Source organism: Streptomyces spiramenti (assembly GCF_012034385.1).
Classification (GTDB): Bacteria; Actinomycetota; Actinomycetes; order Streptomycetales; family Streptomycetaceae; genus Streptomyces; species Streptomyces spiramenti.
The window spans coordinates 1-4,983 of the sequence record NZ_JAAVJB010000303.1; the positions used below are offsets into that span (position 1 = coordinate 1).

Consider the following 4,983-nt stretch of genomic DNA (forward strand, 5'->3'; position numbering starts at 1 on the left):
CCCGCAGGGGGCTCGGAACCGGCGGGTGGGACGACGACTCGGCGGCGGGGCGACCACCCGCCGCCGACGGTCGGCCGGCGTGCTCACCGGACCGCGCCGCGGCCCGGCGCCCCGGCCCGACTCGCTCGGGACCACCGGCTGTACCCCGAGCCCCGGGACGTGCGCCCGGGAGCCGCCTTGCGAGCTGCGGCGTCGGTGTCTCGACCAGCCGGTGGACGGCGGCGCGGGGGCCTGGGGGACCGCACGTACGCTCGGCCGTATGAGCGACGCGACCCCGACTCCCTTCGGCACCTTCGACACCGCGGGACCGGCGGCCTCCCGCGCCGACGTGCTCCCCGAGCCCGTCGCCGCCGCGCTGGCGGCCTGGCCGACCGGTGCCGGTCCGGTCGACGCGGTCCTGCTGGTGGACAGCGATCCGGACAAGGCCGACACCGCGGTCTTCTGCGAGACCTACGACGTCCGCCCGGAGGTGTCGGCCAACTGCGTGGTGGTCGCCGCCAAGCGCGGGCAGGAGGTGACCCTCGCTGCCTGCGTCGTGCTGGCGACGACGAAGCTGGACGTCAACCGGGCCGTCCGCAAGCGTCTCGGCGCACGCAAGGCGTCCTTCGCCCCCATGGACGACGCCGTCGCCGCCACCCGCATGGAGTACGGCGGCATCACCCCGGTCGGGCTCCCGGCCGAGTGGCCGCTCCTCATCGACGCGCGGGTGACCGCGACGCCGCACGTCCTCGTCGGCAGCGGCGCCCGGCGGGGCAAGCTGATCCTGCCCGGCGCGGCCTTGGCGGCCCTCCCGAACGCCGAGGTCATCACCGACCTGGCAGTCTGACCCAGCCCCCGCCCGCGACTCGGCACGATCCACCGCCACCGCCACCGCCACCCACCCGCCTCCGGTCTCCCGCGCCCCGCCGCAACCCGCCCGGCCCCGCGCCGGGCCACGGACCGCCCCCACCCCCGCGCCCGTCCGCGCTCTGCGGCCGGGCCGCCGCAACCCGCCCGCCGCCACAGCCTCCACCGACCGGGCGCAATGCGCCCGCCACCGGCGTGCCCCACCGCCGTGCCGCGGGCCGTCCACGCACCATCACTCTCCGACGGCGGGCGACCGGAAGTCCGCCGATGGCGAGGACGGGAGCCTGGCAGCCGTGGTTCTGCACCGGATCGGGGACGACTCCGACACCCCCTATGAGGACGCCTACGCCCTCGCCATCTCCGAACACCGCCTCCCGCGTTTCCGGATGCCCGAGGACACCTCCCCGGCGCGCGCCGTCCACGAGCTGATCCGCGACGAACTCGCCCTGGACGGGAACTCCTCCCAGAATCTCGCCACGTTCTGCACCACCTGGGCGGAGCCCGAGGTCCACGAGCTCATGGACCTCTGCCTCGACAAGAACATGATCGACAAGGACGAGTACCCGCAGACCGCCGAGATCGAGTCGCGCTGCGTCCGGATCATCGGCGACCTCTGGAACGCGCCCACCGCCGCCACCCCTTCCTCGACGACCGGCCCCACAGCCGCGGATCCCTCCGGTACCGGCTCCCCGACCGGCTGCTCGACCACCGGTTCCAGCGAGGCCGGCATGCTGGGCGGGCTCGCCCTGAAGTGGCGCTGGCGCAAGCGGCGGGAGGCGGCGGGGCTGCCTACGGACCGGCCGAACCTGGTCTGCGGACCGGTGCAGGTCTGCTGGGAGAAGTTCGCCCGCTACTTCGACGTCGAGTTGCGCCAGGTGCCACTGGAGCCGGACGCCACCGGGCTGCGTCCCCATCAGCTCCGCGACCACGTCGACGAGAACACCATCGGCGTCGTCGCCATCCTCGGCGTCACCTACACCTGCGACTACGAGCCGGTGGCGGAGATCGCCGCGGAGCTGGACGCCATCGAGCGGGACACCGGTCTCGACGTCCCCATCCACGTGGACGCGGCCAGCGGCGGCTTCATCGCGCCGTTCCTCCACCCGGAGGTGGCGTGGGACTTCCGGCTGCCGCGCGTCGCTTCGATCAACGCGTCGGGCCACAAGTACGGCATGGCGCCGCTGGGCGTCGGCTGGGTGGTGTGGCGGGCGGCCGAGCTGCTGCCGGAGGAGCTGGTGTTCCGGGTCAGCTACCTCGGCGGGGACATGCCGACGTTCGCCCTGAACTTCTCCCGCCCCGGCGGTGAGGTCGTCGCGCAGTACTACACCTTCCTGCGCCTCGGCCGTGAGGGCTACCGCAAGGTGTACGAGGCCGCCTCGCGCACCGCCCGCTCACTGGCGGAGCAGATCGGCGACACGGACGGCTTCCGGCTGCTCTACGACGGGCAGGGCGCCCTGCCCGCCGTCTCGTGGACCCTGTCCGACCCCCGCAGGTCGCCGTTCACCCTGTACGACCTGACGGAGCGGCTGCGGCTGCGGGGCTGGCAGGTTCCCGCCTACCCGCTGCCCGCGGACCGGCAGGAGACCGTGGTCCAGCGGGTCCTGATCCGGCACGGCATCGGCTTCGACAAGATCGCGCTGCTCGGCCAGGACATCCGGGCGGCCGTCGCGGAACTCTCCGAAGGCCCCTGCGCCGCCGCTCCCCGGCCCGGGTTCCACCACTGACCGCCGCCGCCGTGGCGTCGCGCCCGCCGCCGTGCCGTCATACCCCCCTGGCGTCGTCCGGCGGCGCGACCAGCGCGTAGATCACCAGCACGCAGAGCCCGACGCCGATGACCGACCAGAACGGGAAGGCCGCCAGGTAGGCGATCTGTCCGATCAGCGCCAGCCCTGCCAGCGCGACCCCGCCGGCGCGGGCCAGCGCGGAGCCGCTGAGCACCCCGACGCCCACCGCGACCTGGAGCACCCCGACAGTCAGCCAGATCCAACCCCAGGCGGTGTAGTTGAAGACGAGCAGGCTACCGGAGGCGACCTGGAAGTAGTCGTCCTTGAAGAGCGCGGTCAAGCCGCTCATGACGTGGATCAGCCCGAGCGTGAACAGCAGGACGCCGGCGAAGCCGAGCCAACCGGACAGCACGGGCCGCGCCGCGGGCCGGTGCCCGTGGGCAGCGGTGGCGTTCATGGGAACCCTCCTCACCTGCCGCCGACCTGAGCGGCGGCGACACTCCCAGGACAGCCCCGCGGTGGGCGACCCGCGTCCGGAACTACTCCGAACGGGTGAGGTCGGCGAGGTCACCCGCCCGGCGTCGGGAGCCGCGGTCCGGGTGTGCCGAGGCAGGACGGGACGCGGGATCCGTGCCAGGATCGGGCCCATGCGCTACATCATCATCGGGGCGGGCGCCGTCGGCGGGGCCATCGGCGGTCGGCTCTTCCAGAGCGGTCACGAGGTCGTACTGGTCGCCCGCGGCGACCATCTCGCGGCACTGCGCGAGGAGGGCCTGCACCTCGCCACACCCGAGGAGGCGCTGACACTGCCGGTGCCCGCGGTCGGCGACCCGCGCGAGGTGACGCTCCGACCGGACGACGTCCTCGTGCTCTCCGTCAAGATCCAGGACGCCGTCGACGCGCTGGCCGCCTGGGCCACCCGCCCGGTCGAGGGCGGCGGTACCGCGGGTGAGCTGCTGCCCCTGGTCTGCGCCCAGAACGGTGTCGCCGGCGAACGCATGGCGCTGCGGCGCTTCCGCCACGTCTACGGCATGTGCGTCTGGCTGCCCGCCCAGTTCCTGCGCCCCGGTCATGTGGTGGCGCACTGCGCGCCGCTGACGGGGATACTCCACATCGGCCGGTACCCCACCGGCAGCGACGACACCGCGCGGCTGATCGCCGCCGACCTGGAGAAGTCGCACTTCGCGGCGCCCGTGCCGGGCGACGTGATGCGGTGGAAGTACGGCAAGCTGCTCAGCAACCTCGCCAACGCCCTCGACGCGGTGGGCGGTGCCACCCTGCGGGGGGACGCCCGCGCGGCGGAGCTCCTGCGGCACGCCCGCGCGGAGGCCGTCGCCGTCCTCGACGCTGCGGGGATCGAGCCCGCGACCGTCGAGGAGCAGCAGCGGTTGCGCGGCGACCGGATGGACGTCCGACCCGTCGCCGGGGCCGAGCCGGGCGGCGGTTCGTCCTGGCAGAGCCTCAGCCGGGGCACGGGCAGCATCGAGGCCGACTACCTCAACGGCGAGATCGCGCTGCTCGGCCGCGAGCACGGGATCGCGACGCCGGTCAACGAGGTGCTCCAGCGGATGGCGAACGTCTTCGCCCACGAGCACCGGCGGCCCGGGTCGCTGACCCCCGCCGAACTCTCCGCGCTCACCGCCCTCGCGGGCGAGACCGACTGACCGCCCCCACTGGGGCGCTCGACGCCCGGCCGCGCGCCGGGCGGCACCACCGCGCGCCTCGCGGAACGGCGGCGCGGGGCCCCCGTCGCTGCGCCGGCCCGTACCGGCGCCCCGACGGCCGGCGGGCGCGCCCCGCTCTCACCACGGGCGCCCCGGCTCACAGCAGCGCCTCACCGTCCTCCAGGTGGCCGCAGCGGGAACAGACCCACAGCGGCCCGGTGTCCCACTGCCGCCACATGGTGCGGGCGCAGCGGGGACACCCGCGGGTGGCGATGCCCCGGTGGGCGGCGGTGGGTGGCGGGTCGGGTGTCGCCTCGGCGTACTCCTGCACCAGCAATCGCTCGACCGGGTCGTCGCTCGCCATCCTGAGCAGGGCGTGCTTGCGTGAGCGCGCCTCGTGAACGAAGTCGGACACGGGCACAACCTTAGTCACCAACTTCACCCCGTGTGGTCACTCGTGGCGACAGGTGCCGTCCGGTGGCGATCCGGGGCCCGTCCGGGGGTGGGGTCGGGGCGGACCCCTGCCCGTCCGGCCGCTGCGGCGCGATACTGGCGGACATGGCAGACCAGGGCAGGGCCCGGGGGGCCGGCGACCGGACCCCGACGGCTCCCGCGCCGTTCGACGCGGTGGTCCTCGCCGGGGGCGCGGGGCGGCGACTCGGCGGCGCGGACAAGGCGGCGGTGCGAGTCGGCGGGCGTACCCTGCTCGACCGGGTCCTGACGGCGTCCCGGGCCGCGCGGGCCACCGT

The 4,983-nt window shown here is 74.8% G+C and carries 6 protein-coding genes; 4 read left to right on the plus strand and 2 right to left on the minus strand.

Annotated elements, in window-relative coordinates:
- Window positions 1-259 precede the first annotated feature (259 nt).
- Both HCJ92_RS22080 and gad read left to right on the plus strand, forming a co-directional pair.
- On the plus strand, window positions 260-826 hold the full coding sequence (locus HCJ92_RS22080; RefSeq protein ID WP_167935372.1) for a YbaK/EbsC family protein: 567 nt from the start codon (window positions 260-262) through the stop codon (window positions 824-826).
- 313 nt (window positions 827-1,139) lie between these two features.
- Window positions 1,140-2,570 (plus strand): glutamate decarboxylase, encoded by a 1,431-nt coding sequence (gad, locus tag HCJ92_RS22085; protein ID WP_420824758.1) that lies wholly within the window; start codon window positions 1,140-1,142, stop codon window positions 2,568-2,570.
- A 37-nt stretch (window positions 2,571-2,607) separates the two neighbouring features.
- Here gad and HCJ92_RS22090 read toward each other — a convergent pair whose 3' ends face one another.
- Window positions 2,608-3,027, minus strand: coding sequence for a DUF7144 family membrane protein (locus tag HCJ92_RS22090; RefSeq protein ID WP_167935373.1), 420 nt, complete (start codon window positions 3,025-3,027; stop codon window positions 2,608-2,610).
- A 190-nt stretch (window positions 3,028-3,217) separates the two neighbouring features.
- Here HCJ92_RS22090 and HCJ92_RS22095 point away from each other — a divergent pair, with 190 nt between their 5' ends.
- Entirely contained in the window at window positions 3,218-4,234 is a 1,017-nt protein-coding gene (locus HCJ92_RS22095; RefSeq protein WP_167935374.1) for a ketopantoate reductase family protein, read from the plus strand.
- 157 nt (window positions 4,235-4,391) lie between these two features.
- Here the strand turns inward: HCJ92_RS22095 and HCJ92_RS22100 are convergent, their stop codons facing one another.
- The gene (locus HCJ92_RS22100; protein ID WP_338054320.1) at window positions 4,392-4,649 is read right to left on the minus strand and encodes a hypothetical protein; all 258 of its coding nucleotides are present in this window, start codon (window positions 4,647-4,649) and stop codon (window positions 4,392-4,394) included.
- A gap of 143 nt (window positions 4,650-4,792) precedes the next feature.
- Here HCJ92_RS22100 and HCJ92_RS22105 point away from each other — a divergent pair.
- Window positions 4,793-4,983: NTP transferase domain-containing protein (locus HCJ92_RS22105; protein ID WP_167935376.1), on the plus strand; the 191-nt coding region annotated here is incomplete at its 3' end.